This window comes from Natrinema zhouii (assembly GCF_013456555.2).
Lineage (GTDB): Archaea > Halobacteriota > Halobacteria > Halobacteriales > Natrialbaceae > Natrinema > Natrinema zhouii.
In genome coordinates this window covers 3286622-3311148 of record NZ_CP059154.1, presented here as the reverse complement: position 1 = coordinate 3311148, position 24527 = coordinate 3286622, and the positions used below count along the sequence as shown (strand labels likewise).

Below are 24527 nucleotides of genomic sequence, written 5' to 3'. Positions count from 1 at the left end.
GGTCTCCGCATCCACGATGGCCGCGATCCGTTCCACCCAGTCGCGTCAATCGTTCGAACGGCGGGGTCGCCGCTCGGACGCGGTCGTCTCGAGTTTGGTCGCGGTCTCCGATGATACCTCGCCATGGTACTCATCGAGCGGGACTGGCATAGCAGTCGGAGATACGTTTGGACCGCGAAAAACGTCCGTGAACCGTTAGCAGGCACGATCGGATACGAAATCCACGATGGGCGACCGCAGCTTATATCGAAAGCAGGAGAAAGCCCACGACTGAAGTCGTGGGAGTAGTCACCAGCGGTGGTGGACGTGCTCTGCCACATCCCCCTTGTAGACGTCGCGCGCCCCTCAGAACGGTCCGCCGCGGACGAGCTCTGCCATAACGGTCCGTTCGGCCCGCCGGAGCAACTCCCCCGCCGTCCCGCTCGAGCAGTCCAGCCGATCGGCGACGTCCTCGAGCGAGGCGTCCCGCGTCGTGTGGTAGTAGCCGCAGTCGACGGCCGCGGAGACGGCCTCGAACTGGCGCTCGGTCAGGTCCGTCCGGGCGTCGATCCGCCCGGCGCGGTACTTGCCGACCGACAGGACGTCGACGTGCATCGCGTCGGACATATCGTCGACCACCGTCTGGATCGCTTCGCTGGGGCCGACCACCGTCAGCCGGATCGTGCCGTCGGCGCGGTGCTCTAGCGGCGGGATGACGATCAGTCCCGGCTGTTCGACCGCGTCCGCAAACGTTCGGTCGGCTCCCGTCAGCGTCTCCCGCACGTACAGGTATACGGAATCGTCGCGACAGGGGGCGAGTTCGTACTCGAGTATCGTGGGTGCGTCGTCGAGGGCCCGCTCGTAGGGTGCTCGCGGACCGTCGACGTGGAAGAGCATCACGTGCTCGTCGCCGTACCGGTGTCCGTAGAGCAATCTCGAGGCGGTGTACGCCTCGTGTTCGACGACGAACTGGTGCATCGGATGCCGCTCAGCCGGCGGTCGCTGAAGGCTCAACTCGAGATAGCGCATTTCACCGGCCTGATGTACGTCCACTGTCACCTACAAAGCTACCGTCTCGTCGGACCGCTGGACAGCGGATCGAACGCTGGTACGGTTCGACGTATAAACACCCCGCATATCTGCGGATCAAGTCGGACGATCGCTCCGGGCGAGTAACCACTCGTCATGATAACCTCACGCCTACTGGCGACCCGATCCGCGGAGTGGCCGGACGTTCGAACGCAGGGGAGCGACCTGATCCGGGCGGCCGGCGTCGCGGGCGCGGGCGGTGCCGGATTTCCGTCCTACGCGAAGTGGACGGACCTCGAGGCGGTCGATTCCCTCCTGATGAACCACCAGGAGAGCGAACCGAACTACTCCATCGACAAGTGGCTCGGGAAGACCCGCGCGGAGACGTTCGCCGCGCTGTTCGACGCGCTGCTCGAGCGGGCGTTCGACCTGATCGTCGTCAGCGCGAAGTGGAAGGATCGCGACGAACACATGCAGGAACTCGAGAACGAAACCGACGGGACGGTGATTCCGCCAGCCGAACTGCCGCTCGATCGGGACGCAGAGTCGGGCGTCGTCTTCGCGTATACGGAGAACAAGTATCAGTACGGGATGGAGAGCGTCCTCCTCAAAACCGTCGACGGGACGGTCATCGGGAACGACCTCCCCACCGATCGCGGCTGGCTCGTCCAGAACACCGAGACCCTGTACAATATCTCCCGCGCGCTCTCGGACGGCGTGCCCGTGACCCGCAAGTACGTCCACGTCGGCGGCGAGGTACCGCGAGACCGGTTCCTCGAGGTCCCGATCGGCACGCCCGCGAGCGAACTGCTGCGCGCGGCCGACTGTCCGCCCGACGCGCTCCCCTCGGACGCCGTGATCGCCGACGGCGGGCCGGGCTGGTGCTTTCCGATTGATTCAGTACCCGACGAGTACGGTGTCCGCAAGCACACGAACTGCCTGCTCGTGCTCGACACGGAGACCATCGCGAAAAATACGCTCGGCGGGGGGCGGATCGACGTGCTCGAGGAGTACGATTGGAGCGTCCGGGAGGCGGAAACCGAACCGACCGCGACGGTCGAACCGGCCGCCGTCCGGATTCCGCTCGTGACGAATCCGGAACCCGACATCGTCGAATCCGCCGAGCCGATCGTCGCGGTCGGCGACCGCGTCGACGCCGGCGACCGGATCGCGAGGCCGAGTTCCGACGGGATCAGCAATCCCCAGCACGCGTCTATCGCCGGCACGGTGACGGCGGTGTCCGAGACGAGTCTCGAGATCGAATCCCGGTGAGGTGCCGCCCCGGTCGGCTCTCACGCCTTCGCGTCAGCGGAACGACGGCAGCACTTCTTCCTCGTAGAACTCGATCGCCTTCTCCTGTTCGTCCCCGATCTGGTGGAAGTAGACGTGATCGTAGCCGGCGTCGGCCGCCTCCTCGATGCTGTCGATGTGTGCCTGCGGGTCCGGTTCGGTGGTGGTCCCGGCCTCGGCGATGTCCTCTTTCTCGACCATCTGAGCGGCCTGTTCGAAGTGGGCCGGCGTCGGCAACTCCTGACCGAGTTCGCCCGGAATCGAGCCGTTGGGCCACTGCTCGTAGATCGTCTCGATCGCTTCCTCCTCGCTGTCGGCGTAGCAGCCGTGCAGCTGGGTGTACTTCGGTCCGTCTCCGCCGGCGTCCTCGTAGGCCTCGACCGGCTCCTCCTTCGGGCCGGAACACCAGAGTCCGTCGGCGGTCTCAGCGACCCACTTGGCGGTCTGCGGACCGAACGCGCTCCCGATCGTCGTCGGCTGCTCGTCCGGCACGGTGTAGAGGCGAGCGTTCTCGACCGTATAGTGCTCGCCGTGGTGGCTCGTCGGCTCGCCGGTCCAGAGCGAACGCATGACGTCCATCGCCTCGTCTAACATCTCGAGGCGAACGTCGTGTTCGGGCCAGCGCTCGCCCGTGACGTGTTCGTTCAGGTTCTCGCCGGTGCCGACGCCGAAGGTGAACCGATCGCCGAACATCTCGTCGACGGTGGCGACGGCGTGGGCGACGTTGACCGGGTGAATCCGGATCGTCGGACAGGTGACGCCGACGCCGACCTCGATCTCGTCGGTCGCCGTCGCGATGCCGCCGAGCGTCGACCAGACGAACGGCGACTCGCCCTGGGCCGACACCCACGGGTGAAAGTGATCGGAAATCGAGAGGAAGTCGAAGCCGGCCTCCTCGGCTCGCACGGCGATATCGACCAGTTCCGTCGGGCCGAACTCCTCGCTCGAGAGGGTGTATCCGAGTTTCGTCATTCCTGAGTTTGTATCAGGACCGAACGGGTAACGGTTGTACCTGCGACGGCAAGAGCGCGGTTCGGAGCGAACACAGTGAGCGAGAACCGCGGTGACGCGAACGGTGAGCGAAGCGAGCCGTGAGTGTTCGACGCGAGTGAGAACCGTCCATTGCGAACGGACGGACAGCGATCCGCGAGCCCGGCCGGCGGAATCGAACCCCTTACCCGCGATGCGTGGGAAGCCATCCGTATGGAAGCCGTAGTCGAAGCGACGGACCTCGAGAAGGTCTACGGCGAGACGACGGCCCTCTCGGGGGCGTCGCTCTCCGTCGAGAGCGGCGAGGTCTTCGCGCTGATCGGTCCGAACGGGGCCGGCAAGACGACGCTCGTCCGCGCGCTGACGGGGACGACCGAACCCGACGGCGGCAGCGCACGAATCCTCGGCGCGTCGCCGTCGGCCGTCGATCACGACCGACTCGGCGTGCTGCCACAGGAGTTCTCGCCACCCGGCAGACTCAGCGCGAGAGAACTGCTCGCCTACTATGCGGGACTCTACGACGACGCGCGGGATTCCGACGACGTCCTCGCGGACGTCGGTCTCGTCGACGCCGGTGACACCTGGTACGAGGACCTCTCGGGCGGCCAGCAGCGCCGGGTCTGCGTCGGCTCCGCGCTGGTCAACGACCCCGATCTGCTCTTCCTCGACGAGCCGACGACGGGCATCGACCCCGCCGGCCGTCGCACCGTCTGGCGACTGATCGAGGACCTCGCCGCGGGCGGGACGACCGTCGTCCTGACCACCCACGACATGGCCGAAGCCGAGCGGCTCGCCGACCGCGTCGGTCTGCTCGCCGACGGCTCGCTCGTCGCACAGGGCACTCCCGAAGCGCTCGTCCGAGACCACGGCGGCTCGAGCCGGCTCACGATCGAAACGGCGGCCGATCCGGACGCCTTCGACGCCCTCGAGTACCCGGTCGAACGCCCGGACCGCGGCCGGGGCCGAAGCCCGGACGGTACAGTCGTCGTCCGCGACATCGACCCTGCCGCAATCGGGACCGTCGTCGACTATCTCGAGGCCCGCGACGTCGAGTACACCGAGCTCTCGTGGGCCGAACCCGACCTCGAGGACGTCTATCTCTCCCTGGCCGACGCGACCGAGCGGGAGCGAACCGATCGGCTCGCGGGCGGGAAACATGGGGGAAGCGGGCAGAGCGGTTCCGATGAGTCTGATATCGCGCAGGCGGGTGAGACGGCGTGAGTCGGACGGGACGCGTCGGAGCCGAGACGAGCGCCGGGTGGCGCTCGTTTATCCGCCGGCGGACGGCGGTCTTCTTCACCTTCTTCTTCCCGGTGATCCTGATCGTCATCTTCGGCGCGCTGATCCGCACCGATCCCACGGGAGAGGGACTGTTCACCGAGCCGGCGACCTACTACGTCCCGGGCTACCTCGCCGTCGTCGTCCTCTTCACTCCGCTGTCGCGGATGGGCAGCGAGGTCGCGCGCCACCGCGAGGGGAGTCGCTTCGAGAAGCTCGCGACGACGCCGCTGACTCGAGGCGAGTGGCTTCTCGCCCAGACCGTGGTCAACGCCGCGATCATCGGGTTGGCGAGCCTGCTCATTCTCGGACTGGTGGTCTTGCTGACCGGCGCTGAGATCGCGTTCTCGCCGCTGCTGGTACCCTACATCCTCGTCGGCGTCGTCTGCTTCTGCGGCGTCGGCGCAATGCTCGGTAGCTACACCGACTCGCAGGACGGCGCGGTTGCCGCCAGCAACGCGATCGGTCTCCCGCTGCTCTTCCTCTCGGAGACGTTCATATCGCTTTCCCAACTGCCCGACTGGTTCGGCCCGCTCGTCAACCTCTCGCCGCTGACCTACTTCGCACGGGGGGTACGGGCCGCGACGTACTCCGGTGCGGAGACGCCCGCTATCGCCGGCGTCGATCCCGCGCTCGCGAACCTCGGAATCCTCGCCGTTCTCGCGGTCGTCGCGTTCGCGCTGGGTGCGCGGTCGATCCCGCGGACGGACTGATCCTATCGCCCGAGGTGAATCCACGGGCCGTCGCTCGCCGCGAGAACGAACCGATTTACGCGCGGCACTCGAACCGACGGCAACCAGCATGCGCTCAGGCCACCCCACGGAGCAGGCCGTCGGTATGGAGTACTACGTCAGCGACGCGGACGGCATCGGCGGCCGCCTCCGCGAGGACGACGCCGATTTCCGGGTGCGCGAACTCGAGCGCTTCGACACGGAACCCGTCGACGCGCCGACGGACGCCTACCCGCACCTCGTCTTTCGAGCGACGCTGCGGGGGTGGGACACCAACGACTTCGCCTCGCGGCTCTCGGACGCGCTGGGCGTCTCCCGCGAGCGGGTCAACTGGGCCGGGACGAAGGACAAGTACGCCGTGACGACGCAGCTGTTCTCGGTCTACGGAGCCGACCCCGCGGACCTGCCCGAGATCAATGGCGTCGATATCGAGGTGCTCGGGCGGGCCGGGCGGAACCTCGAGTTCGGCGACCTCGCGGGCAACGAGTTCGAACTCGTGGTCACCGATCCCGAGCGGCCCGAAAACGCCGCGACGATCACCGACGAGTTAGGCGAGTTCGGCGGGCTCGAGACCAACAAGAACGGTGGGCACACCGACTCCGATGGCGAATCCGACGTTTCGATCGGCGTCCCCAACTTCTTCGGCCAGCAGCGCTTCGGAAGCCGCCGGCCGGTCACGCACGAAGTCGGGCTCGCGATCGCTCGCGACGACTGGGAGGGTGCGGTGATGGCCTACCTCGGCAATCCGACGGACGCGGAACCCGAGTCGACGCAGGAGGCCCGGACCTTCGTCGAGGAAACGAGAGACTGGCAGGAAGCCCTCGAGCGGGTCCCCAACCGTCTCCGCTACGAGCGCTCGATGATCCACGCGCTCGCAGAGGACGACGGCGAGCCCAGCGCTGCGGAATTTCGGGAGGCCCTCGAGCGGGTCCCGTCGAACCTCCAGCGGCTGTTCGTCCACGCGGCCCAGTCCTACGCGTTCAACCTCATGTTGAGCGAGCGCCTCGAACGCGGACTGCCGTTCGACCGACCCCTCGCGGGCGACGTGGTCTGTTTCTCGGATACCGACGCACCCGACGGGCTCGAACTGCCAGATACGGACCGGCTCCAGCGCGTCGACGAGCGGCGGGTCGACTCGGTGACCCGTCACTGCGAGCGCGGTCGGGCGTTCGTCACTGCGCCGCTGGTCGGCACCGAGACGGAACTCGCCGACGGCGAGCAGGGCGAGATCGAACGCGCCGTCCTCGACGACCTCGGCCTCGAGCCCGCGGACTTCGATCTCCCCGGCGAGTTTCACTCGAGTGGCACTCGGCGAGCGATGCTCCTGCGGACGGATCTCCGTCTCGAGACCGAGCCGCTGACGCTCGAGTTCGCGCTGCCGAAGGGATCGTACGCGACGGTCGTCCTCCGGGAGTATCTGAAGGTCGATCCGATCGACCTCGGGTAGGAGGCGGCGTTTCAGCGGAGTCAGCTAGCCGTCGCAGTCACCACCGGTTTTAGGTCGCTGTCACGAGTACCGAACGGACGACATGGACATCGCGACTCACTACGCGTCGAAACGATCGGGTCCGCGAGCATGATCGGGACGAACGAGGACCGCGAGATCGTCGACTGGCGAAAGATAACCGAAGACGGGCAGACGGTGTACGAAATCGAGTACGACGAACCCGTCTCTGCGCCGACGGGGAGATCGAAGTCGCTGTTCGGTGCGAGCAGCGGCGGAACGGTGCCGGCCGGCGAACAGTATTTCCATCTGCCGGACGGAAAACGGATTCCCGCGTCAGAAGCGGTGTTCGACGCCGACGGAACGACGCTGCGAGTCCGCCACGAACCGTCGATGGTGGCTCGTCTCCGGCGATACCTCCCGTGGTAACGGAGTCGACTGGTTCTGCTCGTTCCCACTATCGAAGGGTCTGTCGCCACGATCGTCTGGAAATGGACTGAGTGCCAACGCTGTCGCCCTTGTTGCGCAGCACAAGAATTAGTTCTCTGCCATGTGGTGCTGTATCGTCTGTTCGAGCCGTTCTCGCCGTTATCAACTCGCCTGCACTGAACCGAACTGGTCTCACCCGAGATAGTCCCGGAGCACCGCACCGAAACCGGCGGCACCGATACAGACCGAGAGGATCGCGCCGACGCCGGTCACCGCGAGGACGCCGTTGATGGCCGCCCCGACCACCAGCGGCTTCAGCCAGCTGTCCTCGCGGCCGACCAGTCTCTCGGCGATCGCAAGGTAGGCGATCGCCGCGCCGACCGCCCATACGAGGTACGCGAGGAGTCCGAGCGGAAACGCCACCAGGATCCCGATGATCGTGATCACCAGGAGGAAAATTACGAGAGCGAGTGCGAGCAGCGAGCCGATTCCGTACACGAACGACCCGAGCGGATCCTCGAGGACGTCCGCCATCATCCGTTCCGTGTACTCGGGGACGACGGCGACCAGGACCACGCCGACGGCCAGCGTGGTCAGGAAGGCCACGACCGCGCTCCCGAGGAGTCCGCCGGTCGCACCGATATCGATATCGACGCCGGGATTGGCTTGTGCGATCCGCGCGACTATCAAGAGCGCGTGACTGAGTCCGATCATAGCACCAAGAGGCACTGCAGTGATGTGAACGTGCTGTCTCGCAGTCGTTCCGGGTCCTGCTGACAGGCTTTTGCTCGCTCGACTCCTACTCTCCCTATGCGCAGCAAACACCTACAGCGGGAAATCGACGACCTCGTGGCGCAGGGCTGGACGATCGAGGAGGAAACGCCCGATCGCGTCGTACTGGTCGACCGGGAGTTCGGCTCGGTGGTCTCACACGTTCTGGTCGCCCTCCTGACGTTCTGGTTTTCGATGGGGCTGGGAAACGTCGTCTGGGGCGCGTACAACTACGTCTCGAGATCCCAGCGCCGCGTCCTCTGGGAGGACGGTGGCGACTGTCCGTCCTGCGGTGCGGACGTGCCGTCGTCCGCGGACTACTGCCCGTCCTGTGGCGAGGACCTCGAGCCGGTCACCGAACCGAACGAGGGTGTCGTCTGTCCCGAATGCGACGCAGTCACCGCCGACGGGTCGCAGTACTGCCCGTCCTGCGGAACGAAACTCGCGGCCACGTTCGGTCGCTCGTCGTCGGAGGACCGAACTGATACGTAGCTCGCCGACCATCGGTCGAACGGACAATGGAACTGGATTCGGAGCCGCACATTCTCCTGACGAACGACGACGGGATCGACGCACCCGGGATCCGGGCGCTGCACGACGCGCTTTCGGCGGTCGGCACGGTCACCGTCGTCGCGCCGGACCGAAACCGGAGCGCCGTCGGCCGATCGCTCTCCTACGGCCGGACGAGGTCGTCGGACGACGACTTCTCGATAGATCTGGAAACGGACTCGTTTACCTCGCCGGTTCCACACACCGACCACGAACTCGGCTACGCCGTCGACGGCACCCCCTGTGACTGCGCCATCGTCGGCACGAAAGGCCTCGAGCCCGAACCCGATATCGTCGTCTCGGGTTGTAACTCGGGTGCGAACCTCGGGGCCTACGTCTTCTCTCGATCGGGGACCGTCAGCGCCGCGATGGAGGCGGCGTTCCTCGAGACGCCGTCGATCGCCGTCTCGATGGACACGCTCGGCTACGACCGCGACCTCGAGCCGGCGGACTTCGAGCGAACGGGCGAGATCACCGCCGATCTCGTGGCCGGCGTCCCCGGAACCGGACTGTTCGACCGCGTCGACTACCTGAACGTCAACGTCCCCCGGCCGGATCGCGAGCCGAACGGCTTCGAACTGACTCGGCCGACCGAGATCTACGAGATGGACGCCGCGTTCGAAAACGGCGCGTTCCAGTTGACCAACCGGCTCTGGCAGCAGATGGCCAATCGGGACATCCCCGACGCCGAGGACACCGATCGCCACGCCCTGCTCAAGGAGCGGGTGTCGATCTCTCCGCTCCGGGTCCCCTACGAGGTCGTGGACACCGAGCCGGTCCAGCGGATACTCGAGGACGTCCTGTAGTCCCGAGTGCCGGCCGAAAAACACGGCCGTTTTACACGCCTGTGTTCAATTGAGAGCTATGGAGTGTCGCCACTGCGCATCGCCGCTCGAGAAACCCGGAGACTTCTGTCTGATCTGCCGGGAGGCCAACACCGAGGCGATCGTCCTCGAGGCGGCGCGCGACAGAGCGACCATCACGATGCTCGCCGGCGAACCCGACGAGCCGACCGACCGCGATTCCGAAGCCGACCGCGACGAGCAGGTACTCGGCGAGACGACGATCACGACGACGCCGGAGGACGGCGAGAACGAGCCGATCGAACTCCGGAACTTCGCGGGGCTGATCGGCGACGAAATACGTCGAAAGCGTCCCGAAGAGGTCTACGCCGGCGGCGCGCGGCCGGTGATCCGCGCCGTCCGCGAGGACATCCACCACTCCTTCTATCGCGTCGCAGACGACGACCCAATTCAGGCGGTCCTCGAGCGCCGCGGGAATCCCGCGCTTGACGTCGTCGAAACGCCACCGGCGGACAAGATCGGCGGCAGCCACTCGACGCTCATCGGCGGCCGAACCGGAATGCGGGCCATTCAGACCGTCGCGGAACACCCGCACGTCAAGAAGGTGATTCCGGGTCCCATCGACGCCGGCGGCAAGGGCTCTCAGTCCGGCATGCGCGCGAAGGTGACCCGCGCCGACGACGGCGGCAACGTGCGGATGCTGCTGCGAGACGGCTCGAGCGTGCAGGAAAACCGCGTCGTGACGACCGCCCGCGATCGGGAGATGGGCGAGCGGATCCGTGAGGACCTCAACGACGTGCTCGGGGAATCAGAGTTTCAGTAACTAACAGGTCCAGTCACCGATGTCGGTTCCACAGTCGGGAGACGTTCGTGGCAAATATTGGTACTTCCTGATGGAGGTGACAGGTGCTGCTGGTTCTCCCAGCCTTAACGGGATCGCTGTAATTAGATATAATTAGCTATGCTCGAGCGACCGGATGCCATCCTGACCCTGATCCCACTGTTGGCGGTGAGCGGCCTCGTTGCTCGCGCGCTGATCGCAGCCCCGGGCGTCGGTACAGGAATACTCACCACTCCGCTCGCGGTCGCCGGGTACCTTGCCGCGCTCGCGGTCGTCTTCCTGGAACTGCTCGCGTGGCCGATCGCCGAGCGGATCGGTGGGTCGTGATCGGGGTGATCGACCGGTGTCGTGCTCCCGCAGGAACCGACGTGACTCAACAGGTTTAAGAATCCGCTGACGATAGACAGCACTACTATGGCCAACAAAGGAGAGGTCGGCAGCGCTGGTCGGTTCGGTGCCCGCTACGGCCGCGTCGCACGACGCCGCGTCAGCGAGATCGAAGACGACATGGAGAACGCCGAAGTCGACGGCGACGACGTTACCCGCGTCGGCACCGGCATCTGGAAGAACGAGGAGACCGGCGAGGTCTTCACCGGCGGCGCGTACCGGCCCGAAACGCCCGGCGGCCGCACGGTCAAGCGGTCCATCCGCGCTGCTCTCGCAGAGGACGACGACGAATAACCCGTTTCAATCTCAGTATGAGTTACAAATGTTCCCGCTGTAAACGCGACGTCCAGCTCGACGAGTACGGCGGCGTCCGCTGTCCCTACTGCGGCCACCGCGTGCTCCTGAAAGAACGCAGCCGCGACGTCAAGGAAGTCGGCGTCCAGTAACCAGCGTGTCTTCTCACGACGCGACCCTCGAGTTCGACTACGAGAGCGCGTCGCGTGCCCAATTGATCGCCGAGAGCGTCGCCCGCGAAATCGGCGAGATCGACGACGAACGCTCTCGAACGACGATCGAGCGAGACGGTTCCCGCGTCGTCATCGAGATCGTCGCCGCCGACGTCGTCGCCCTTCGGGCGGCGCTGAACACCTGGTTCTCGCTAGTCGACGTCGCAGAGCGGACCGCTGCTGTGGGAGCGAGCGTGCTCGAGTCGCGGTAATTCTTCGATTTCGGACCCCAGAACGACCGCAATCCCTGTACCGGCAGGCACCGGTGTTTTGATCGGTTCGTTCGAAGGATCGGTATGGCCGAACGGGACGGGACGTGGCTCGGGTTACGACGGGACGCCAAGCCGCTGGTGATCGCGGGCCTCACACTCGGGCTGGGACTGGGCGGCTTCTTCGACGGGATCGTCTTCCACCAGATCCTCCAGATTCACAACATGCTGTCGTCGTATCCCGACTCGAGCATCGCCACGGACCTGGAACTCAACGTGATGGCCGACGGAATCTTTCACCTCGCGACGTACATCTTCACGATCATCGGCCTTGTCCTGTTTTCTCGCGCGTGGCGGTTCCATCCGGTACCGAAATCCGGACGGATGTTGTTCGGCGCGGTGATCATGGGCTGGGGCGTGTTCAACCTCGTCGAGGGGCTCGTCGACCACCAGCTACTCGGGCTTCACCACGTCTGGCCCGCCGGACCCGGCCCGATCATCCTGTGGGACGTAGTGTTCCTGCTCTGGGGAGTGCTCTTCATCGTCGGTGGCTATCTCGTGATCCGGACCGACAGCGCTGCCACACCGACGGCTACCGACGAGGCGGTTGCGGCGGACGGCAGCGGCCCAGAGTAGTCCGCTCGGACTTCGACACCAGGTAGACCGTCGATCCCAGACCGAACGGCGATTCGGAAGACAAAGCTGGCCTTTATCAGTCCGGAGGGCGACGGTCGAGATATGCAAGGAAACCTGCCGCCGGAAGCACAGGAGAAAATCGAGCAGCTACAGGATCTCCAAGAGACGGCACAGGAAGTCGCCGTCCAGAAACAGGAAGCAGAGTCGGGACTCACCGAGGCCCAGAACGCTCTCGACGAACTCGAGAACATCGACGACGAAACGACCATGTACCGGAACGTCGGCGAACTCCTCGTCGAGACGGACTACGCACAGGCCGAGGAGGACCTCGAGGAGAAGGTCGACACGCTCGAGATCCGCCTCGAGACCCTCGAGAAGCAAGAAGAGCGCGTGCAGGAGCAGTTCGAGAGCCTCCAGAGCGAGCTCGAGGAGATGCTCGGCGGTGGCGGCGGCATGGGCGGCGGCCCGGCCGGCCCCGGCGGCCCGGGCGCTGGCGGCGCATAAATGCCGACCGACGAGCCGTCTGACGAGACCGTCGTCCAGACGGCCTCGGACGCTGCGGAGGGCGTGATCTTCTCGCAGTACAAACAGTCCGATGTACGCGATTACGACGTGACCGTCGTCTTCGAGGACGGCGTCCTCGAGGTCGACGTCTACCTCAACGCGCCCGAGGACGAAGACGAGGCCGACCCCGAACAGGTCGCCGACGACGCCGCGCTCGCGGCGCGACACGCGGTCGACGAACTGTTCGAGGAGTAGCCAACGCGGTTTCGGATCGGCTTCGATTTTCGGTTACTCGAGATGACTCGGTGAGCGTGTCGCTCGAGCAGCAGGGCGGCGAGTCACCGCTGCAGGCGGCCGCTACCGATATACGCGAGGCCGAGGCTCCCGGCGAGTATCAACGCGGTGAGCGCGGGTTCCGGAAGGAGCGTGATCCGTTCTCCAGCGACGCCTGCGAGGACGAGCAGCCCCGCGATAGCGGTCGGAAACGGGTGTGCGGCCAGTTGCTGCCCGAAGACCCGGAGTGACCAGTATCCCATCTCGAGTTGCGACGCGACGGTGGCCCCGAACGGCCGGTTTCCGTCGGGATTTTCGGCTGGCTCGAAGGCCTCGAGGTCGCCGACGCTGACCGTCACGATTTCGCCGGTGTTGACGCGGCGACCGTCGGCGTCCCCGACCCGGAGCAGCGTCACGGCCCCCTCGCTCGTTCCGACGACGCGGTAGATCCCGTCCGGGTAGTCGCCGTCGGTCGGCCGGACGTGATCGCGGATTGTGAGCGATGTCATTACTGGTTCGTTTTCTCACCTTTCTGCGCCACCTCCGTAACGGTATAGGCTCGAGTTCGGATCGGACCAGTCAACCGAATGCGGTGGCGCGCGCTGGGGCGCGGTTCGCCGTCGACGGCGAACCGCGGCGCGAACATGCGCGAGGGATGAGTGAGCGAAGCGAACGAATCGGCTGGGGAGGGCGTGGCGATCCCGTGTTGCCACGATAGCAGGACATTTCTCACATTCCATCCCATCAAAACTCACTACTTCATTCACAGATACGGCGGACGGTGGATGCGGAGCGAGCCGTGGAAATCGAACGGGTATCTGGAGCACCGGAAAACGCAGCGAGCGGTTACGTCCGATAGCCGCCGGGTGCGAGCAACTCGACCGGATGGGGAACCTCGCGCTCGAGCAGCGTCTCGAGTTGGTCCCCACAGGAGGTTCCCGACGCCACGACGGTCTCCGCGCCCTCGATTTCCGTCGCTAACCGCTCGCCGACGTCCATACTCAGCTCGTAGTACTCCCGCTTGTAGCCGAACGAGCCAGCCATGCCACAGCACTCGGCGCTGGAGGTCTCGGGCGCGTAGCCACAGCGCTCGAGGACGGCCACGGTCGGTGCCTCGAGGTCGAGCGTCCGCTGCTGGCAGTGGGAGTGATACGCCACCGGCTCCGCCCCGTCGCCGGTCGACAGCGCCGAGGGGTCCGCGCCGTTCTCGAGCAGTCCGTAGACATACTCGCAGATCTCGTAGCTGTTCGCGCGGAGCCGCTCGACGGACGCCGCCGGCAGCAAGCGCTCGTACTCGCGGTGCACGGCCGCCAGATCGGAGGGCTCGATCATGACCACGTCCCGGCCGGCGTCGAGGTCCTCGGCCAGCGCGGCGTAGAGCCGACTGGCCTGCCGGTCCGCCGTCGCGATCATCCCCTGCGAAAGCGCGGCGCGCCCGCTTTCGGGCAGGTCGGGGACGCGAACAGGAACGCCCAGCGCCTCGAGCGTCCGGACGGCGGCCTTCCCGCGGTCGATATCGACGTAGTTCGTGTAGACGTCGGGGTAGAGGACGACCTCTCGGTCGATCTCGCCCTTATCGTCGCCGTCGTCGGCTCGAGACGCAGCCCGTTCGACTCGTTTACTCGATGCCTCCATCCCGCCTCGGTGTACTCGCGGCTCCGCCGTCGTCTCGCGGCTCTGCCGCTCGACTGTTCGCGGAACGTCGTTCCGCGCTACTCGCTTTTTCGAGGTGGCGAAGCCACCTCGCCCCTCGAACCAGTCCACGAGCGACTCGCGCTGGAACGCGGGGAGGTCGCGTCGCCGGTCGATGCCGAGGGTGTGCTCGAGCGCCGCACGGACCGGGCCCGCGTCGGCCAGCCAGTTCGAGACGGGTGCAGTCGCGCTGGCGGCTTTCGCGACCGTCCCGATATTGCCGAAGAAACGCTTGCCGGGATCGAGTCCGCCCTCCTCGAGGTCGGGCGTGAGGCCGTCGACGAGGAAGTCGTAAGTCTCGGGATCGCTACTGCGGTTGACCCGGTCTCTGACGACGGTATTGATCCACGGAATGTCGATCTTCACCGGGCAGGCGTCCACACAGCGCGTACAGCCGGTACAGAGGTCGTTGAACTCGGCCGCGGACTCCTGCCCGTGGACGCCGGCCTCCCAGCCGGTCGCGATCCCGCCCGAATAGGTCTCGCCGCCGAAGCCGTGGCCGCCGACGGACTGGAAGTTCGCACACGAGTTCGAGCAGGCCCCACACCGAATGCAGTACAGCGTCTCCCGGAGCTGGTCGTCCTCGCGCATCTCCGTGCGGCCGTTGTCGAGCAGGACGAGGTGGAAATCGCGGTCCGGGTTCCCCATCCCGCCCGCCGATTCGTTGTCACCCGTGATCGGTTCGTCCGGCCGATCGAAGCCCAGCGTCGGCGAGTCCGTCGGCGGGGAGAGCATCGTCACGTACTGGGAGATCGGCTGCCCCGTCGCGCTCTTCGCGATCAGGTCGACGAAGGGCTCGAGGTCCGACAGCGTCGGAATCAGTTTCTCCACGCCGGTAATCGCGACGTGGGTGTCGGGTGTCACCGCACACTTGCGGGCGTTGCCCTCGTTCGTGACGAGCGTGATCGTCCCGCTGTCGGCGACGACGAAGTTCGCGCCGGTGATCCCCACGTCGGCCTCGCGGATGTGCTCGCCAAGGTGATCGCGGGCGAACCGGGTGAGTTCCTCGGCCGTCTCGAACGGCTCGTCGGGGTCGAATCGGTCGTTGAACAGGTCGGCGATCTCCTCCCGAGAGAGGTGCATCGCCGGCCCGACGATGTGCGAGGGCGTGTCGTCGGCTACCTGCAACACCCACTCGCCGAGGTCCGTCTCGGTGACCTCGATTCCCTCGGCCTCGAGTCCCTCGTTGAGGTCGATCTCCTCGGTCGTCATCGATTTGGATTTGACGACCGACGGGGTGTCTCCGTTCCCTGTCACCCCGTTCGCGTCGGTCTGAGCGTCGACCACGTCGGCGACGTACGCGTTCGCGTCCGCGGCGTCGTCGGCCACGTAGACGGTGCCGCCGTTGGCTTCGACCGCCTCGCGAACCGTCTCGATCAACTCGGGGAGCCGATCGATTGCGTCTTCCTTGATCGACCGCGCCTCGGTTCGCAGTACCTCGAGGTCGTCGGTCGCGTCGTACGCCGCTTCCCGACTGGTGTCGAAGCCACTCGCGGATGCGTGGACGGCGTCGCCCTCGGTCTCGAGCAGGTGGCGAATCCGGTCGGCTTGCTCCGTTCGGGTTCGCTGGGCCATCTATCGGTCCTCCAGGACGATCACGCTGACCTCGCCGGGGCCGTGGACGCCGTGAACGAGATCCCCCATGTCGGCGGTCGCGCTCCGACCGGTGGCGAAGACGACGCTGTCCTGCCCCCGATCGAAGCCGTCGGCGAGTCGGTCGAAGCCCGCACTCAAATCCGGCACCACGTCGCTGGCCGCGACGACGGCGACGTGGCGCTCCGGGTAGAGGCTGATCGGCTCCGCGCCGTCGGCCATCGACTCGACGGCGACGCTGCCGTACTCCGCGATGGCGAAGCCGACCGGCGTGACGCCCGTCCGGGCCACCTCGAGTTCGGCGGTCGTCGGCTCCGTCGTCACCGCGTCGGGGAGCGAGACACCCTCGAACGGGAGCGGCGCGCCGACGGCCGGCTCCTCGACTATCGTTTCGATCCGTTCGCCTGCGTCGGCGGCCGACACGCGCTCGAGTCCCACCTCGAGCCCCTCGAGTGCGCGTTCGAACTGACCGACAGTGTCGACTGTCATCACTTCTCATATCTGGCCGGACGGGCAAGATACTGACGGTCGACTCAGTGAGATACTTCTCTCGGTGCAGCGGTTGACTCGATACAACAATTGGCCCGGTACGATGCTCTCGATTGCCTGACAGATCTGACCGTCTCCGCGCGGTCTCGAAAAAATACTGGATATGCGGCGTTACTCGGAGACCGACAGTTCGCCGTAATCGAACTCCTCGCCCATTTCTGAGAGGCTGTCGAGTTCGTCCTGCTCCTCTCGAAGGTTCTGCTCGAGGGTGTCCGCGACGTCGTCCATTCCGAGTTGATCCGCCATCGGGATGAGGTTCCCGTAGACGGCAATCTCGTAGTGTTCGGACTTCTGGCCGGCGGCGATGTTGAACCGATCGAGAGCCTCGTCGCTTGGATCCTTGTCCATGAACTCCTCGTGGGCCTGGATCATCCCTTCGACGACCGGGTCCTCCTCGCCCTCCGCGGAGGCGTCGACCTGGTCGAACACCTCCTCGAGGCGGTCAATGTGATTCTGGGTCTCCTCGCGGTGCTCGGCGAACCCGGATTTGAGTTCCTCGCTCGAGGAGGTCTGCTCGAGTTCATCGAGCGCGTCGACGAGGCGCTGTTCGGTGTAGTACGCGTGCTTGAGGCCGTCTACGAAGAGGTCTTCGGTTGAGTCTACGGTCATAAGCGCTCGTGTAAGTGGACAGTGCTGATTTCCATAAGCGAGTAGCTTGCATCTGAGACGGCTGGTATCGACCGACAAAAGGACTGAATCGGCCGTTGTGCTTACTGCGATTCGCAGATCGCCAGAAAGTTCTCGAAGATCTCGTCACCCTCCTCGGTGTGGGCGACCTCGGGGTGCCACTGGACGCCGTAGAGATCGCGGTCGGTGTCGCTCATCGCTTCGACGTCGCAGACGTCGCTCTTCGCCGTCAGCTCGAAGCCGTCGGGCAGTTCCTTGACCTCGTCGGCGTGGCTCGCCCAGACGCGGGTTTCGGGATGCAGCGAGCCGGTCAGCGGATCGTCGTCGTCGACGATATCGACGCTGACGTCGGCGTAGCCGCCGTACTCGCCGCCTCCGACGCGGCCGCCTAGTTCCTCGGCGATCAGTTGCATTCCCAGACAGATGCCCAGCACCGGCATCTCCGCCTCGAGGTACTCTACCGAGCGGCCGATCCGATCCATATCCGGACCGCCCGAGAGGACGACGCCGTCGGCGTCGACGTCTTCGGGCGCGGTGTCGTTATCGATCAACGCCGTGTCGACACCGAGATCGCGAAGCGCCCGGCGTTCTAAGTGGGTGAACTGTCCGTGGTTGTCCACCACGACGATTTTCGTCATTGGGTGTTCGTAGCGGATCACCGGGTAAAAACGGTCCGAAACGTGTTCTCGAGTCGGCCGATCCCGACGAACGTGGGTCGGCAAACGGAAAAAGAACGACTCACTCGAGGCGTGGGTTTTTGCGTGCTCGCTCCAATCCCGGCGTAGAATCAATGAATCGGCCGAGCGCGGATGCCGGCGACATGCGGTGGGGATGGATCTGTCCGCTGTGCAAGACGGACGCATCGGTGACGAGAGATCTCGACTCGGAGACCTTCCGCTGGGAGTGTGACGACGATCACTGCGAGGCGATCGGTTTTGGGTTCAGCTCGCGGCGCAGGGCCCGGCTCGCACTGCGTGAGTACCGCGAGCGCTACGAGAACATCTATCGGTAATCGGGCCTGTTATCGCGATGCTGAGTGTGCTCTCGAGTCGCTGACCGACTCCGTGATTCGGTGTTCCGGTACGTTTAAGCGTTCGTCAGCGGATGCCAAACACATGGCAGTCGATCTCGGCGAATTCGAGCATCCGGCGTGGGTCACCGCGGCGGGAACGGGTATCGGGTACGGACTGATCCTCGCAGTGCTAACACTTGCACTGTTCGTCGTGCCGTGGCTCGTCTTCTCGGCCCTGTAGTGACGAAATCTCGTACTGGTAGCTGATTCGACACCACTGTTGTTCCTCATCGCTACTTAGGCACTCGAGTACCATCGCTCGCACGGGCGAAAAACGAAGCGAGAAACGACACCGACCTCGAGAACGAGTTCAGGCGAACGTCTTCGAGACCTCTTCGCTCTCGTCGGATTCGGCCTGCACTTTGTCCCACGCGTTGCGGAAGTCCTCCATCCGGATCTCGGTGCGGTCGTCGCGGATGGCGAACATGCCGGCCTCGGTGCAGACGGCTTTGATGTCGGCACCGGAGGCGTTGTCGGCGTCTTCGGCCAGTTCGGCGAACTCGACGTCGTCGGCGACGTTCATCCCGCGGGTGTGGATCTCGAAGATGATCTCGCGACCCTCCGCGTTCGGCTTGGGCACTTCGATGAGGCGGTCGAACCGACCGGGGCGAAGGATGGCGCGGTCGAGCATGTCGAAGCGGTTCGTGGCGGCGATGATGCGGATCTCGCCGCGCTCTTCGAAGCCGTCCATCTCCGAGAGGAGCTGCATCATGGTCCGCTGGACCTCGGCGTCGCCGGAGGTCTTGGACTCCGTTCGCTTGGAGGCGATGGCGTCGATCTCGTCGATGAAGATCACGGCGGGTTCGTGCTCGCGGGCGACGTCGAAGAGGTCGCGGACGAGCTTGGCACCCTCGCCGATGAATTTGTGGACCAGTTCCGAGCCGGCCATCTTGATGAAGGTGGCGTCGGTCTGGTTGGCGACGGCCTTGGCGAGCATCGTCTTCCCGGTGCCCGGCGGGCCGTAGAGTAGAACGCCGCTCGGCGGGTCGATGCCGACGTCGTCGAACATCTCGGGCTTCTCGAGGGGCATCTCCACGGTCTCGCGGACCTCCTGCATCTGGTCCTCGAGGCCGCCGATGTCCTCGTAGCTGACTTCCGGGCTCTCGGTGACTTCCATCACGCGAGCGCGCACGTCAGTCTCGTTCGAGAGCGGCTTGACGATAGAGAGGGAGTTATTGACGGCCACTCGCGCGTCGGGGTCGAGATCGTCGCGCATCTCGTCGGTGACTTCGGTCAGCGCCTCCTGGTTGTTCCCGTGTTGTTTGATGATGACGCCGTCGTCCGTGATTTCCTGGACGGTGGCGACGAACAGCGGGGACTGCTTGAGCTTCTTGTTCTCGTGTGTGAGACGCTCGAGTTTCTGCTGGTACTTGTTGTTCTCGGCGTTAGCGTCGAGGAGCTTGTCGCGCATCTCCTCGTTTTGCGCCTCGAGGATTTCCAGTCGTTCCTCGAGTGACTGAATTTTCTCCTGTTGGGACGCCTCGTCCTCGTCGTATGGGAGGTCGACGTCGTCCACGGTGTCGCTCATCACCCGTCCTTTGGGTGTTGGTTCATAAGAGACTTCGGGTCGGTGCACTCGACTGTGTTATTACTCCAAAGCATTAGATGGAATAGAAAATATTATTACCCCGTATTCGGAATGGAGAGGTAAGATGAGTGCTTCAGAGTCGCTTCAACAGGAGACCAGCGAGCGGGGAACGTGGGACGACGTTCGGGATCTGCCTCCCAGTGCGAAACTCGTCGCGAAGGTCCTCGAGTACAACGACACGATGACCCAACAACAGATCGCCGACGAGACGCTCCTGCCCTCTCGAACAGTTCGATACGCGCTCAACCGGCTCGACGAGCAGAGCGTCATCGACTCCCGCTTTTCGTTCACGGACGCCCGCAAGCGCCTGTATAGTCTCGATATCGAATCGTAACGGCCGATCATCGCTGTCAATACCTCAATTTTTCTCGCTTTGCTTTCTCGTCGTAGTTGATCCGGACACGCTGCCGGTGTTTCACCGGACTTGCCAATGGCGTGCTGCTGTCCGGTCAAACGCTCGGGAGGACGGACGGCAGCGCGCACCACCGAACGACGGGTCGTCAGTACAGCGTGACACAGACGCCTCCCTCCGTTTCGCGTGAATTATCGCTTTCACTTTCACTTCGGTCACGGAACCCCTTTAGGGTCGGCTCGCCAACGACTGGCCAATGACGCGGGTTATCCATACGGGCGATACCCATATCGGGTACCAGCAGTACAATTCGCCCGACCGACGACGGGACTTCCTCGAGGCGTTCCGGTCAGTCGTCGAGGACGCGGTGGCCGACGACGTCGACGCGGTGATCCACGCCGGCGACCTCTTTCACGACCGCCGGCCGTCGCTGGTCGACCTGCAGGGAACCGTCGAAATTCTCCGGACGCTCGCCGACGCCGACATCCCCTTTCTCGCCGTCGTCGGCAACCACGAGTCGAAACGCGACGCGCAGTGGCTCGACCTCTTCGCGGATCTCGGACTGGCGACCCGGCTCGGTGCCGACCCGGTCGTCGTCGACGACGTCGCCGTCTACGGACTCGACTTCGTCCCCCGATCGCGACGGGAGGATCTCACCTACGACTTCGCTCCCCTTCCCGATGGTGCCGACCACGCGAGCCTGGTGAGCCACGGCCTCTTCGACCCCTTCGCACACGCCGACTGGGACACCGAAACCGTCCTCGAGGAGTCGACGGTCGACTTCGACGCCGTTCTGCTGGGAGACAACCACAAACCGGACACTGCGGAGGTCCTGGACACCTGGGTCACCTACTGCGGCTCGACCGAGCGCGCCAGCGCCAGCGAGCGCGAGGACCGGGGCTACAACATCGTCGACTTCGAGAATGACGGGACCGTCGCGATCAGCCGCCGCGGCCTCCCCTCGACTCGCGAGTTCGTCTTCGTCGACGTCGAACTCAAGGAAAGCGAGGGGATCGACCGCGTGCAGGAACGCGTCCGCCAGCACGACCTCGCGGACGCGGTCGTCATCGTCACCGTCAAGGGCGAGGGCCGACCGATCGCACCGGCCGCGATCGAGGAACTCGCGATCGACCGCGGCGCACTCGTCGCCCGCGTGAACGATCGGCGGGACCTCCCCGACGCGGACGAGGAGGTGTCGGTGAGCTTCGCCAACCCGGACGACGCCGTCCGCGAGCGGGTTCGCGAGCTGGGGCTCAGCAACGCCGCGCTCGAGATCGACGAAAGCGTCCGAAACGGTGATCTCGCCGATTCGAACGTCCGCGAATCCGTCGAGCGGCGGGTTCGCGAGTTGCTCGAGGACGACGAGTCGGCGTTCGACCCGGCGCCGGAGCGTGAACCGGGCGACGAGGACGTGACGACGGTCGCCGATCAGCTCGCCGGCGATAGCGATTCGGCGGCCGACTCGATCAATACCGAGCCAGCCGAGACGTCCGAAGCGACCGAAGCGGCCGAGGCGGCCGAAGCAGATGGAGGTGCTGAAGCGGACGGCGGGCGCGAGACGGCAGCCACCGACACCGAAGGTGATGCGACTGCACCAGCGTCCGACCCCGATGCGACGACGGCACCGACCGACGGCGACGCGACGGACGACGGCGACGAAGCCGAGGAGACTGCCGACGCCGATACCGCCTCGCTGGGTGATTTCGCGTGAGAGTTGACCGCGTCCGCCTGTTGAACTTCAAGTGCTACGCCGACGCCGACCTCGCGCTCGAGCGCGGCGTCACCGTCGTCCACGGCGTCAACGGCAGCGGGAAGTCGACGCTGCTCGAGGCCGTCTTCTTCGCGCTCTACGGCTCGAAAGCGTTGGACGAGCGCACGCTCGACGACGTCATCACGACCGGTGAGGAGGAGTGCGAGGTCGAACTGTGGTTCACCCACGACGGCCGGGAGTACCAGATCGAACGCCACCTCAAACTCCGGGGTGATCGCGCGACGACGACGAAGTGCGTCCTCGAGACGCCCACGGAGACGATCGAGGGAGCGCGAGACGTTCGTCGCGAGGTAACCGAACTCCTGCGGATGGACGCCGACGCGTTCGTCAACTGCGCGTACGTCCGCCAGGGCGAGGTGAACAAGCTCATTCACGCCTCGCCGAGTGACCGGCAGGACATGATCGACGACCTCCTCCAGCTCGGCGCGCTCGAGGACTACCGCGAGCGGGCCAGCGACGCTCGACTCGGCGTCAAGACCGTCCTCGACGGCCAGCAAGAGGTGCTCGAGGACCTCCGAACGCAGGTTCAGCAAAAGGAGGACAAGGAGCTTCACGAGCGGCTGAACGGCCTCGAATCTCGCCGCACGGATATCGTCAACGAGATCGATCGCTTCGAGTCACAGCGCGAGCAGGCCCGGGAGACGCTCGAGACCGCCGCGGACGTCCTCGAGCGCCACGAGGAGACCCGCGAGGAGATCGAAACGCTCGACGAGGAAATAGAGGACCTCCGGTCGAAGATCGCCGAAACCGAGCGCAAACGCGAGGACGCGAGCGACGAAATCAGCGAGATCCGGAGCCGGCGCGAGGAGCTCGCGGACGAGCGCGCCGAGCATCTCGAGAACGTCGATCTCGAGGCGGCCGATCCCGACGAGGAAGCCGTTCGGAACCGCACCGAGGAACTCGAGGCCCGCGACGAGGAGCTTCGAGACGACCTCGAGTCGGTCCGAGTGACGATCACGGAAGGGACCAACGAGATCGAGCGGCTCCGCGAGGAGGCGGACGACCTCGAGAAACGAGCCGAACAGGCTCGCACGGAGGCGGACGAACTCGAGGACCAGATCGAGGCCGACGAGAAAACGATCGCCGATCGCGAGGAGAAACTCGACGACCTCGACGAACAGATTGACGCCGCGCGGGCGACGTTCGACGACGCGCCGGTCGAGTTCGGGGCGGCCGAATCGCACCTCGAGGACCTCGAGACCGAGCGCGAGAAACTCGTCTCGGCGCACAACGACATCACCGCCGATATCCGGGCCGCCGAGAACGCGATCGAGGAGGGCGAACGTCTGCTCGAGGAGGGGAAGTGTCCCGAGTGCGGCCAGCCGGTCGAGGACTCGCCCCATGTCGACGTACTGGACGAACGCCGAGAGGAACTCGCCGACCTCGAGGCCGAGCGGGAGGAACTCGAGGCCGAGCGAGACGACGTCAACGAGCGAATCGACCGCGCCGAGGAACTGCGAGAGGCCGAGCGGCGGGTCGATCGACTCGAGGAGAACCGCGACAACATCGAGCAGCTGCTCACGGAGAAACGCGAGAGCCTCGCAGAGCGGCGCGACCAGCGCGATCAGCTCCGAGACGACGCCGAGGAGTACGAGGCCGATGCCGAGGAAAAGCGGGCCGCAGCGGACGAGCGCGACGAGGAGGTCGCCGACGCGCGAACCGAACTCGGGACGATCAACACCGAGCGCGGGGAGATCTCGGAGGCGCTCGAGTCACTCGAGCGCATCTCGGAGATCACCGCCGAGCGAACCGCCCTCGAGAGCGATATCGAGACCCTCCGCGAGCGCCGAGAAGACTGGGAGACGATGAACGACGAGCGCCGCGAGACGCTCTCGGCGAAGTGCGACCGCAAGCGCGAACTCGAGTCCGAGTTCGACGAAGAACGGGTCGAAACCGCTCGCGAGGACAAGGCAAATGCCGAGACCTACATCGAACAGGTCGACGAGAAACTCGACGAGCTCGAGGAAAAACGGACCGGAATTCAGAACGCCATCGGCGCGGTCGAGAACGAACTCGAGGAGCTCGAGCGCCTCCGCGAGCGTCTCGAAACCGTCGAAGATCGGTGCGAGCAACTCGAGTCGCTGTACGACGAGGCCGAGACGCTTCAGACGACCTACGGCGAGCTCCGAGCGGAACTGCGCCAGCGCAACGTCGAGACCCTCGAACGGCTGCTGAACGAGACGTTCGATCTGGTCTACCAGAACGACTCCTACGCGGCGATCGATCTCGACGGCGACTACCGGCTGACGGTCTATCAGAAAGACGGTGAGGCGCTCGAACCCGAGCAGCTCTCGGGTGGCGAACGGGCGCTGTTCAACCTCAGCCTGCGGTGTGCGATCTATCGGCTGCTCGCGGAGGGGGTCGAGGGAACGGCCCCGATGCCGCCGCTGATCCTCGACGAGCCGACCGTCTTCCTCGATTCGGGCCACGTCACGCAGCTCGTCTCGCTGGTCGAGTCGATGCGCGATCTCGGCGTCGAACAAATTGTTGTCGTCAGTCACGACGAGGAACTCGTCGGCGCGGCCGATTCGATCGTCCGCGTCGAGAAAGACGCCACGTCGAACCGCTCGCGACTCGAGCGCGGCGAGCCGCCGGAGGCGGAACTGCTCGCGTCGGATTAAGCGGGTGAGAGCC

General features: G+C 65.3%; 29 protein-coding genes. 20 read left to right on the top strand and 9 right to left on the bottom strand.

Features of this window, described 5'->3' with window-relative positions; all coding sequences use genetic code 11:
* Positions 1-345 precede the first annotated feature (345 nt).
* Entirely contained in the window at positions 346-1038 is a 693-nt protein-coding gene (locus tag HYG81_RS35210) for a helix-turn-helix domain-containing protein (RefSeq protein WP_226777500.1), read from the bottom strand.
* A 126-nt stretch (positions 1039-1164) separates the two neighbouring features.
* Between HYG81_RS35210 and HYG81_RS35205 the strand changes: the two genes are divergently transcribed.
* Positions 1165-2280: an NADH dehydrogenase subunit gene (locus HYG81_RS35205; protein WP_180840817.1), complete on the top strand. Its 1116-nt coding sequence runs from the start codon at positions 1165-1167 to the stop codon at positions 2278-2280.
* A gap of 33 nt (positions 2281-2313) precedes the next feature.
* On the opposite strand, the gene HYG81_RS35200 is transcribed toward HYG81_RS35205, so the two are convergent.
* Positions 2314-3270, bottom strand: coding sequence for a TIGR03557 family F420-dependent LLM class oxidoreductase (locus HYG81_RS35200; protein ID WP_180840816.1), 957 nt, complete (start codon positions 3268-3270; stop codon positions 2314-2316).
* 231 nt (positions 3271-3501) lie between these two features.
* Between HYG81_RS35200 and HYG81_RS35195 the strand changes: the two genes are divergently transcribed.
* The 4 genes from HYG81_RS35195 to HYG81_RS35180 all read left to right on the top strand — a co-directional run bounded on the left by HYG81_RS35195 (position 3502) and on the right by HYG81_RS35180 (position 7170).
* Positions 3502-4509, top strand: coding sequence for an ABC transporter ATP-binding protein (locus HYG81_RS35195; protein WP_180840815.1), 1008 nt, complete (start codon positions 3502-3504; stop codon positions 4507-4509).
* Positions 4506-5279 (top strand): ABC transporter permease, encoded by a 774-nt coding sequence (locus tag HYG81_RS35190; RefSeq protein ID WP_180840814.1) that lies wholly within the window; start codon positions 4506-4508, stop codon positions 5277-5279. The genes HYG81_RS35195 and HYG81_RS35190 overlap by 4 nt, the downstream gene beginning before the upstream one ends.
* A gap of 88 nt (positions 5280-5367) precedes the next feature.
* A complete protein-coding gene (truD, locus tag HYG81_RS35185) occupies positions 5368-6744 on the top strand; it encodes a tRNA pseudouridine(13) synthase TruD (protein ID WP_180840813.1) in 1377 nt (458 codons plus the stop codon).
* A 129-nt stretch (positions 6745-6873) separates the two neighbouring features.
* Entirely contained in the window at positions 6874-7170 is a 297-nt protein-coding gene (locus HYG81_RS35180; RefSeq protein WP_180840812.1) for a hypothetical protein, read from the top strand.
* Positions 7171-7362: 192 nt separating this feature from the next.
* On the opposite strand, the gene HYG81_RS35175 is transcribed toward HYG81_RS35180, so the two are convergent.
* Positions 7363-7884 carry a DUF8173 domain-containing protein gene (locus tag HYG81_RS35175; RefSeq protein ID WP_180840811.1) on the bottom strand — a complete coding sequence of 174 codons (522 nt, stop codon included), beginning with the start codon at positions 7882-7884 and terminating at the stop codon, positions 7363-7365.
* A gap of 96 nt (positions 7885-7980) precedes the next feature.
* Here HYG81_RS35175 and HYG81_RS35170 point away from each other — a divergent pair, with 96 nt between their 5' ends.
* The 10 genes from HYG81_RS35170 to HYG81_RS35125 all read left to right on the top strand — a co-directional run bounded on the left by HYG81_RS35170 (position 7981) and on the right by HYG81_RS35125 (position 12631).
* The gene (locus tag HYG81_RS35170) at positions 7981-8433 is read left to right on the top strand and encodes a zinc ribbon domain-containing protein (RefSeq protein WP_180840810.1); all 453 of its coding nucleotides are present in this window, start codon (positions 7981-7983) and stop codon (positions 8431-8433) included.
* Between the two features lie 26 nt (positions 8434-8459).
* The gene (gene surE, locus HYG81_RS35165) at positions 8460-9296 is read left to right on the top strand and encodes a 5'/3'-nucleotidase SurE (RefSeq protein ID WP_180840809.1); all 837 of its coding nucleotides are present in this window, start codon (positions 8460-8462) and stop codon (positions 9294-9296) included.
* A gap of 58 nt (positions 9297-9354) precedes the next feature.
* Positions 9355-10116 (top strand): DUF2103 domain-containing protein, encoded by a 762-nt coding sequence (locus tag HYG81_RS35160; protein ID WP_180840808.1) that lies wholly within the window; start codon positions 9355-9357, stop codon positions 10114-10116.
* A gap of 138 nt (positions 10117-10254) precedes the next feature.
* Complete coding sequence (locus HYG81_RS35155) at positions 10255-10461, top strand: hypothetical protein (RefSeq protein ID WP_180840807.1); 207 nt, start codon at positions 10255-10257, stop codon at positions 10459-10461.
* Positions 10462-10548: 87 nt separating this feature from the next.
* Positions 10549-10815, top strand: a complete 267-nt coding sequence (locus tag HYG81_RS35150) for an eL43 family ribosomal protein (RefSeq protein ID WP_180840806.1) — start codon at positions 10549-10551, stop codon at positions 10813-10815.
* Positions 10816-10832: 17 nt separating this feature from the next.
* Positions 10833-10967 (top strand): DNA-directed RNA polymerase subunit P, encoded by a 135-nt coding sequence (locus HYG81_RS35145; protein ID WP_124196427.1) that lies wholly within the window; start codon positions 10833-10835, stop codon positions 10965-10967.
* Between the two features lie 5 nt (positions 10968-10972).
* The gene (locus HYG81_RS35140) at positions 10973-11239 is read left to right on the top strand and encodes a KEOPS complex subunit Pcc1 (RefSeq protein WP_180840805.1); all 267 of its coding nucleotides are present in this window, start codon (positions 10973-10975) and stop codon (positions 11237-11239) included.
* 84 nt (positions 11240-11323) lie between these two features.
* Positions 11324-11872: a DUF2243 domain-containing protein gene (locus HYG81_RS35135; protein WP_180840804.1), complete on the top strand. Its 549-nt coding sequence runs from the start codon at positions 11324-11326 to the stop codon at positions 11870-11872.
* Positions 11873-11974: 102 nt separating this feature from the next.
* Positions 11975-12376 carry a prefoldin subunit beta gene (locus tag HYG81_RS35130; protein ID WP_180840803.1) on the top strand — a complete coding sequence of 134 codons (402 nt, stop codon included), beginning with the start codon at positions 11975-11977 and terminating at the stop codon, positions 12374-12376.
* On the top strand, positions 12377-12631 hold the full coding sequence (locus tag HYG81_RS35125) for a DUF3194 domain-containing protein (protein WP_180840802.1): 255 nt from the start codon (positions 12377-12379) through the stop codon (positions 12629-12631). It abuts the gene before it with no gap.
* An 83-nt stretch (positions 12632-12714) separates the two neighbouring features.
* On the opposite strand, the gene HYG81_RS35120 is transcribed toward HYG81_RS35125, so the two are convergent.
* The 5 genes from HYG81_RS35120 to HYG81_RS35100 all read right to left on the bottom strand — a co-directional run bounded on the left by HYG81_RS35120 (position 12715) and on the right by HYG81_RS35100 (position 17748).
* A complete protein-coding gene (locus HYG81_RS35120) occupies positions 12715-13158 on the bottom strand; it encodes a hypothetical protein (protein WP_180840801.1) in 444 nt (147 codons plus the stop codon).
* Between the two features lie 337 nt (positions 13159-13495).
* Positions 13496-15916, bottom strand: coding sequence for an LUD domain-containing protein (locus HYG81_RS35115; protein WP_180840800.1), 2421 nt, complete (start codon positions 15914-15916; stop codon positions 13496-13498).
* Positions 15917-16423: an LUD domain-containing protein gene (locus HYG81_RS35110; RefSeq protein ID WP_180840799.1), complete on the bottom strand. Its 507-nt coding sequence runs from the start codon at positions 16421-16423 to the stop codon at positions 15917-15919. It abuts the gene before it with no gap.
* Positions 16424-16594: 171 nt separating this feature from the next.
* A complete protein-coding gene (locus HYG81_RS35105; protein ID WP_180840798.1) occupies positions 16595-17092 on the bottom strand; it encodes a YciE/YciF ferroxidase family protein in 498 nt (165 codons plus the stop codon).
* Positions 17093-17193: 101 nt separating this feature from the next.
* Entirely contained in the window at positions 17194-17748 is a 555-nt protein-coding gene (locus HYG81_RS35100) for a GMP synthase subunit A (protein WP_180840797.1), read from the bottom strand.
* Between the two features lie 152 nt (positions 17749-17900).
* On the opposite strand from HYG81_RS35100, the gene HYG81_RS35095 reads away from it, so the two are divergent.
* Entirely contained in the window at positions 17901-18122 is a 222-nt protein-coding gene (locus HYG81_RS35095; protein WP_180840796.1) for a hypothetical protein, read from the top strand.
* A gap of 103 nt (positions 18123-18225) precedes the next feature.
* Complete coding sequence (locus HYG81_RS35090; RefSeq protein ID WP_180840795.1) at positions 18226-18363, top strand: hypothetical protein; 138 nt, start codon at positions 18226-18228, stop codon at positions 18361-18363.
* 129 nt (positions 18364-18492) lie between these two features.
* Here the strand turns inward: HYG81_RS35090 and pan1 are convergent, their stop codons facing one another.
* Positions 18493-19710, bottom strand: coding sequence for a proteasome-activating nucleotidase Pan1 (gene pan1 / locus HYG81_RS35085; protein WP_180840794.1), 1218 nt, complete (start codon positions 19708-19710; stop codon positions 18493-18495).
* Positions 19711-19834: 124 nt separating this feature from the next.
* Here pan1 and HYG81_RS35080 point away from each other — a divergent pair, with 124 nt between their 5' ends.
* The 3 genes from HYG81_RS35080 (at position 19835) to rad50 (ending at position 24514) form a co-directional block, all read left to right on the top strand.
* Entirely contained in the window at positions 19835-20104 is a 270-nt protein-coding gene (locus tag HYG81_RS35080) for a MarR family transcriptional regulator (protein WP_180840793.1), read from the top strand.
* Between the two features lie 274 nt (positions 20105-20378).
* Positions 20379-21833 (top strand): DNA double-strand break repair protein Mre11, encoded by a 1455-nt coding sequence (gene mre11, locus HYG81_RS35075; RefSeq protein WP_180840792.1) that lies wholly within the window; start codon positions 20379-20381, stop codon positions 21831-21833.
* Positions 21830-24514 carry a DNA double-strand break repair ATPase Rad50 gene (gene rad50, locus HYG81_RS35070; protein ID WP_180840791.1) on the top strand — a complete coding sequence of 895 codons (2685 nt, stop codon included), beginning with the start codon at positions 21830-21832 and terminating at the stop codon, positions 24512-24514. The genes mre11 and rad50 overlap by 4 nt, the downstream gene beginning before the upstream one ends.
* Positions 24515-24527: the final 13 nt, after the last annotated feature.

Coding starts and splice junctions, on each gene's coding strand:
- HYG81_RS35205 (WP_180840817.1), top strand. CDS start 1,165: ATGATAACCTCACGCCTACTGGCGACCCGATCCGCGGAGTGGCCGGAC.
- HYG81_RS35200 (WP_180840816.1), bottom strand. CDS start 3,270: ATGACGAAACTCGGATACACCCTCTCGAGCGAGGAGTTCGGCCCGACG.
- HYG81_RS35195 (WP_180840815.1), top strand. CDS start 3,502: ATGGAAGCCGTAGTCGAAGCGACGGACCTCGAGAAGGTCTACGGCGAG.
- truD (WP_180840813.1), top strand. CDS start 5,368: ATGCGCTCAGGCCACCCCACGGAGCAGGCCGTCGGTATGGAGTACTAC.
- HYG81_RS35180 (WP_180840812.1), top strand. CDS start 6,874: ATGATCGGGACGAACGAGGACCGCGAGATCGTCGACTGGCGAAAGATA.
- HYG81_RS35175 (WP_180840811.1), bottom strand. CDS start 7,884: ATGATCGGACTCAGTCACGCGCTCTTGATAGTCGCGCGGATCGCACAA.
- HYG81_RS35170 (WP_180840810.1), top strand. CDS start 7,981: ATGCGCAGCAAACACCTACAGCGGGAAATCGACGACCTCGTGGCGCAG.
- surE (WP_180840809.1), top strand. CDS start 8,460: ATGGAACTGGATTCGGAGCCGCACATTCTCCTGACGAACGACGACGGG.
- HYG81_RS35160 (WP_180840808.1), top strand. CDS start 9,355: ATGGAGTGTCGCCACTGCGCATCGCCGCTCGAGAAACCCGGAGACTTC.
- HYG81_RS35155 (WP_180840807.1), top strand. CDS start 10,255: ATGCTCGAGCGACCGGATGCCATCCTGACCCTGATCCCACTGTTGGCG.
- HYG81_RS35150 (WP_180840806.1), top strand. CDS start 10,549: ATGGCCAACAAAGGAGAGGTCGGCAGCGCTGGTCGGTTCGGTGCCCGC.
- HYG81_RS35145 (WP_124196427.1), top strand. CDS start 10,833: ATGAGTTACAAATGTTCCCGCTGTAAACGCGACGTCCAGCTCGACGAG.
- HYG81_RS35135 (WP_180840804.1), top strand. CDS start 11,324: ATGGCCGAACGGGACGGGACGTGGCTCGGGTTACGACGGGACGCCAAG.
- HYG81_RS35130 (WP_180840803.1), top strand. CDS start 11,975: ATGCAAGGAAACCTGCCGCCGGAAGCACAGGAGAAAATCGAGCAGCTA.
- HYG81_RS35125 (WP_180840802.1), top strand. CDS start 12,377: ATGCCGACCGACGAGCCGTCTGACGAGACCGTCGTCCAGACGGCCTCG.
- HYG81_RS35120 (WP_180840801.1), bottom strand. CDS start 13,158: ATGACATCGCTCACAATCCGCGATCACGTCCGGCCGACCGACGGCGAC.
- HYG81_RS35115 (WP_180840800.1), bottom strand. CDS start 15,916: ATGGCCCAGCGAACCCGAACGGAGCAAGCCGACCGGATTCGCCACCTG.
- HYG81_RS35110 (WP_180840799.1), bottom strand. CDS start 16,423: ATGACAGTCGACACTGTCGGTCAGTTCGAACGCGCACTCGAGGGGCTC.
- HYG81_RS35105 (WP_180840798.1), bottom strand. CDS start 17,092: ATGACCGTAGACTCAACCGAAGACCTCTTCGTAGACGGCCTCAAGCAC.
- HYG81_RS35100 (WP_180840797.1), bottom strand. CDS start 17,748: ATGACGAAAATCGTCGTGGTGGACAACCACGGACAGTTCACCCACTTA.
- HYG81_RS35095 (WP_180840796.1), top strand. CDS start 17,901: ATGAATCGGCCGAGCGCGGATGCCGGCGACATGCGGTGGGGATGGATC.
- HYG81_RS35090 (WP_180840795.1), top strand. CDS start 18,226: ATGGCAGTCGATCTCGGCGAATTCGAGCATCCGGCGTGGGTCACCGCG.
- pan1 (WP_180840794.1), bottom strand. CDS start 19,710: ATGAGCGACACCGTGGACGACGTCGACCTCCCATACGACGAGGACGAG.
- HYG81_RS35080 (WP_180840793.1), top strand. CDS start 19,835: ATGAGTGCTTCAGAGTCGCTTCAACAGGAGACCAGCGAGCGGGGAACG.
- mre11 (WP_180840792.1), top strand. CDS start 20,379: ATGACGCGGGTTATCCATACGGGCGATACCCATATCGGGTACCAGCAG.